Source organism: Nitrosomonas sp. Nm33 (genome assembly GCF_900107265.1).
Taxonomy (GTDB): domain Bacteria; phylum Pseudomonadota; class Gammaproteobacteria; order Burkholderiales; family Nitrosomonadaceae; genus Nitrosomonas.
Genome location: NZ_FNPJ01000113.1, coordinates 1 through 5,114, shown reverse-complemented (window position 1 = coordinate 5,114; position 5,114 = coordinate 1). Strand labels below are relative to the sequence as shown.

General features: G+C 52.3%; 3 protein-coding genes. All 3 read right to left on the bottom strand.

The window, feature by feature from the left end:
- Positions 1–39: 39 nt before the first annotated feature.
- On the bottom strand, positions 40–1,278 hold the full coding sequence (locus BLV54_RS14370) for an alpha-amylase family glycosyl hydrolase (RefSeq protein WP_090572293.1): 1,239 nt from the start codon (positions 1,276–1,278) through the stop codon (positions 40–42).
- On the bottom strand, positions 1,275–4,046 hold the full coding sequence (locus BLV54_RS14365) for an MGH1-like glycoside hydrolase domain-containing protein (protein ID WP_090572294.1): 2,772 nt from the start codon (positions 4,044–4,046) through the stop codon (positions 1,275–1,277). Before BLV54_RS14365 ends, BLV54_RS14370 begins: the two co-directional genes overlap by 4 nt.
- Positions 4,047–4,120: 74 nt before the next feature.
- Entirely contained in the window at positions 4,121–5,080 is a 960-nt protein-coding gene (locus tag BLV54_RS14360; RefSeq protein WP_090572292.1) for a sulfotransferase, read from the bottom strand.
- Between the last annotated feature and the right edge of the window lie 34 nt (positions 5,081–5,114).

The following is a 5,114-nucleotide window of genomic DNA, read 5'->3' as shown; positions in this document are numbered from 1 at the left end:
CACCAAAGAATCAATCGGGTTGCCTGAACCTGATTAACTTTATATGTCAGAGCTTAACTTTCTTTCAGGTTGTCCAGTTACAGGGAGCCACATCACCCCCTCCCGGAAGTCTTTGCTGCGAAGGATTTCAAGAAGAGTGTAGTAGAATTGCTGAAGATTCTGTTCTGGCATTTCATCACAACGGTGACGCAGGAACACAGGCAGTCTCACTCGGCGTCCTTCGAATTGTCCTTCATGAAACAGTCTGGCGCCAGGCAGCGTCGCAAAGGTTACCGCAGCGACCCGCAAATGCTGATCAGTAAACGTTGCAGCAGCGCGCGGTTCGTCGTGGTTCTCAATGAAGTGAACGAGCTTCTCCTGGTAGGGCAGATCGGCACAGAGATGCAGCCGCACGCTCTCGGCAGAATCATGCTCAAGGCGATCGTAAAGACGCTTGTCGTAGCAATAGTCGAAGCCTTGTTGCTGTAGCGCCCATTCCATATCCCAGTAAGCCTCGGCAATGAACCGGAACTGCGGATTGCCCTTCTTGACCGCCGGGATTACTTGCAGCCAGTAGTCTACTTCTGGAGTTGGACCCGCGCGATCATCCCATGTTCGCTGGAAAACGGAATTCATCAGCAGCATGGCCATGTCGCAGCGCACACCATCGCATTGAGCCGCGATATCACGCAAAGTTGCAATTGCGGCATCACGCAGACTGACATTGAACGCATTCAGTTGGATCACATCTTCCCAGGCTGGAAAGTGAGGGTCACGTCCGCAAGCATATACACTGCCGTTGATAGATACAAATGAGTGGGAATCACGTTTCAGATCTTCCTGAGTTCCCTGAATGAAGTACTCGGGATGCTCAAGCACCCATGGGTGATCAGGAGCGACATGGTTCGGAACAAAGTCGAGAATCAAACGTATTCCTCGCTCAGCAAGCTTGCTTCTGGCAATCACCAGCCCTTCCGGTCCTCCCAGGTGTTGATCCACCACATAGCGCCGCACGCAATAGGGTGAGCCAACATTGTCCTCCGGCGAAAAATTCGGGAGGGCACGACGAAAATCTGCAAGCAGCCCCTCATTCCGCATCGAAATAGCGATGCCGGCAGGACTCCTTTCCCATACGCCCATCAGCCAGACCGCATCGAATCCAAGCGCAGCTATCTGATCCCATTCACTGTCAGGAACTGACGCTAGTGTATGTTGGCGCGCTGCATTGCGGCCCAACTCACCTAGCCACACCCAGGTGTTAATCTCATAGATCAGCGGGTACTTTGACCAATCATTCATACGCTGACTTTCTTGAACGCGGCCTGTTTGCCCCCTTCCAGGAACCTTTTAGCGTCAAGAAATCCGAACACCTGAATGTTTTTAGCCACGAGGCCGGTCCAACCAGTCTGATGGCTTGCACCCAATCCCGCACCATTGTCGCCATGAAAATACTCGTAGAACAGGATGTAATCGCGCCAGTGGGGATCAGTCTGGAATTTTTCGGTACCCCCATACACCGGGCGCCTGCCTTGTTCATTCCTGAGGAAAATGCGGGTGAGCCGATCGGCGATCTCCTTGCTTACCTCAAACAGATTCATCATTTTCCCCGAACCGGTGGGACATTCGATTTTGAAGTTATCGCCGTAATAAAGATAAAAATTCAGCAGAGCGCGGATAATAAGTACATTCACCGGCATCCAGACCGGACCACGCCAGTTGGAGTTGCCACCGAACATGCCGGTGTTCGATTCAGCCGGCAGATAATCCACCCGGTACTCCTGACCTTGCACATGAAACACATATGGATGCTGCTCGTGGAACTTGGAGAGCGAGCGAATGCCATAGGGACTCAGAAACTCATTCTCGTCAAGCATCTTCGTGAGAATCCGGCGCAGCCGCTCCGGCTTAAGCAGCGCGAGCACACCACGTTCAGCCACGCCACGATGCATCGGCCCCACAGGATGAATGGTCTCGAGAAGCTCGGGCATCCGCTGCGCACGTTCTTGCAGAAAAATCATCGATCGCGGAATAAGCTCCCGCTGCCACTCCTCGATTACAGTTGTAGCGCATAGCGGCATGAGCCCTACTATCGAGCGCACTTTGAGTCGTGTAGCCGTTCCATCGGGAAGCCGCAGCAGATCGTAGTAGAAGCCGTCCTCCTCATCCCACATACCCTCCTGACCAGGCCGGTTCATCGCTGCGGCGATATATAAAAAATGCTCTATGAACTTGGGCACCATGTCTTCATAGGAAGGATCATAGGTTGCGAGCTCAATCGCGAGCTCCAGCATATTCTGGCAGAACAGAGCCATCCACGCCGTGCCATCCGCCTGCTCCAGGTTGCCACCCGTAGGCAGCGGTGCACTGCGGTCGAAGATGCCGATGTTATCCAAACCAAGAAAGCCGCCTTCGAACACGTTCTTGCCGAAGCGGTCCTTGCGGTTCACCCACCAGGTAAAGTTTAGCAACAGCTTGTTGAATGCTGACTTAAGAAAAGCCATATCTGTCTCGCCGTGCAAGGCCTGCTCGGTGCGATGCAGAAACAGTGTCGCCCAGGCATGGACTGGGGGATTCACATCACTGAAGTTCCACTCATATGCGGGGATCTGGCCGCTGGGATGCTGGTAAACGCCGCGGAGCATTAGTTTCATTTGCTCTTTGGCGAAATCAGGATCTACGATCGAAAGTGGCAGCGTATGGAAAGCCAGATCCCAGGCTGCATACCAGGGATATTCCCACTTGTCCGGCATAGAGATGATGTCCTCATTCAGCATATGGAACCACTCCGAGTTACGGGCGTTTCGATATCCGGAATGAAGGGGATTGGAGTTGTGCTCGTCCAGCCAATTGTCACCGTCGAAGAAGAAAAACTGCTTGCTCCACAACATGCCGGCGATGGCCTGGCGCATCACATTGGCAACATCTTCACTCGCTGATGACGGCGTCACAGACTGGTAAAATTCATCGGCTTCACGAAGCCTGTCAGCGAAGGCTGTATCAAAATCCTTGCCAAAAGGCTTGCCGCTTTGATCCCGGGAAATATCCGGAGAAATTTTAGACAGCCGCAGACGGATCACTGCGGTCTGACCAGCATCGACATTGAAGTGGTAGTGTGCTGCGACCTTGGTGCCCTGCTTGTTCGGGTTAACTGCCTCTTGTCGGCCTTGCACCACAAGGTCGTTGATACCGTCCTTGACGTACGGGCTCTCGTTCTTTTGCCCAGGAAAAAGGCGCGCGTGGTTTGTTTCGTTCTCAGTAAAAAGCAGTGGCACCTCACCTTCGCAGGAAAGGACAAATTCACCCAGCAGCGGATGCCTTGCTTTGACCGCGTTTGTGCCCAAAGCTGCCTCGATCTGCTTGATGTCTGGTTTCTCAGGAGATCTATTGGATGGCGCAATCCACGATGACCAATCGTTGCGGAACCACAGCGTCGGCAGGAGGTGCAGTTCGGCCGCGTCCGGTCCCCGGTTGACTGCCGTAATCTTCACCAGAATATCTTCCGGGCCGGCCTTGGCATACTCCACGAAGACATCGAAGTAGCGATCGTCATTGAAGACGCCAGTGTCGATCAATTCGTACTCAAACTCGTTCCGTGAACGGCGGTGATTCGTCTCCACCAGATCAGCATAGGGATAGGCGGTCTGGGGATACTTGTAGAGATACTTCATGTACGAGTGCGTCGGCGTGCTATCCAGATAGAAGTAGTATTCCTTTACATCCTCACCGTGATTGCCTTCGCTGTTGGTGAGGCCGAACAGGCGTTCCTTCAGGATGGAATCCTTTCCATTCCAGAGAGCCAAGCAGAGGCAGAGTTGCTGCTTATCATCAGAAATTCCGGCGATACCATCCTCTCCCCAGCGGTAGGCGCGTGAGCGGGCATGATCATGGGTGAAGGAATTCCAGGCGTCCCCTTCCTCGCTGTAGTCTTCGCGCACAGTACCCCATTGGCGCTCCGAGAGATAGGGGCCCCACTTCTTCCAGGGCATGCCTTCAGCCCCTTCCGTTTGGCTATGCCGGTTACATTCTTCCAATCGTTTCTTTTCTGTATTATTTTTCTGAATTGACATTTGATCCCCCGTTTTATCAAAACATGCAGATAACTTAGCCAAGTTACTCAAGCAGTGGATATCGACTGTTGCTGTTACCCCGACTTCGGAATTAAACTTTTGCTATGCTGGTAGCCTGCCTTTGTCGGATCAAATGTCGGACTATTCCAATGCGGCAGTAAGTGATAGGTGGCATGATCTCTTTTTCTGGCAAGCCAGGAACTCAAATCGCGATCGATTAAACTGGATAGGAGCTGGACGTCAGCTTGCAGCGTCTCGCGCACAATGGCAGTCATCCTGGGTGACAGCGGTGCCGGTGATTCAGTGATCGTGTTCCAACCAGCCAGCTGACTGATAGGATTTCGGCGCCTTGAACCATCCTGATTGTAATTGGATAGACGGCGCTGCAGGGTATCGATTACTTTTCCATGACGCATCACTGGCAGGTAAAGCAACTGCTGAAGCCAACGGTACCGATACATACGACTTTGGTATTTCCGCTCAAAGCGCGTCTGTCCGTCGTAATCGACGTGAAGGAACTCCAGAGCACGCTGATAGACGCCGAGCGGATCAGTCACGAGATCGTCGAAAACAATGACATGTGTCCGCTCACGTCCCGCGATGGCGTAGAGCTGCTGCACTTGCGCACCAAACTTTGCGATCTCACTGTATGCCAGCAACCGGGCATCGAGACATAGCTTTGGAATATTCTCCCCTCGCGCTCGCGTCGACTGGAGCGCCCACGCTTTCTCAAAATCTGATTCTTCCTCTTGCAGCAGATATCGCAATCGCTGGTGGTATGATGGTAGCATTGCAAGTGGATCGCGAACCAAGACGATAAACCGTGCACCAGGATTGAAGTGTTGAATCCGTTTGATAGCCTCAGGTTGATAAAGATATGAAACGGAGCCCTCACCCACGACTCGGCAATCAGCAGTGTAATGGGCGAAATAGCGATCCAGGTAGTTCCGCCGCAATTTAATCTCGGATAAATTGTAAGAAATCTCAGGGTTGTTTACAGAGAGGTTGATTGAAATAATGTTGGAGTATTTCATAAGGAGTTGAGTTATTCAAACTTTTATGTGGTTT

Bases quoted from the DNA above. Each gene is read 5' to 3' on its own strand.
- BLV54_RS14370 (WP_090572293.1), bottom strand. From the start codon at position 1,278: ATGAATGATTGGTCAAAGTACCCGCTGATCTATGAGATTAACACCTGG.
- BLV54_RS14365 (WP_090572294.1), bottom strand. From the start codon at position 4,046: ATGTCAATTCAGAAAAATAATACAGAAAAGAAACGATTGGAAGAATGT.
- BLV54_RS14360 (WP_090572292.1), bottom strand. From the start codon at position 5,080: ATGAAATACTCCAACATTATTTCAATCAACCTCTCTGTAAACAACCCT.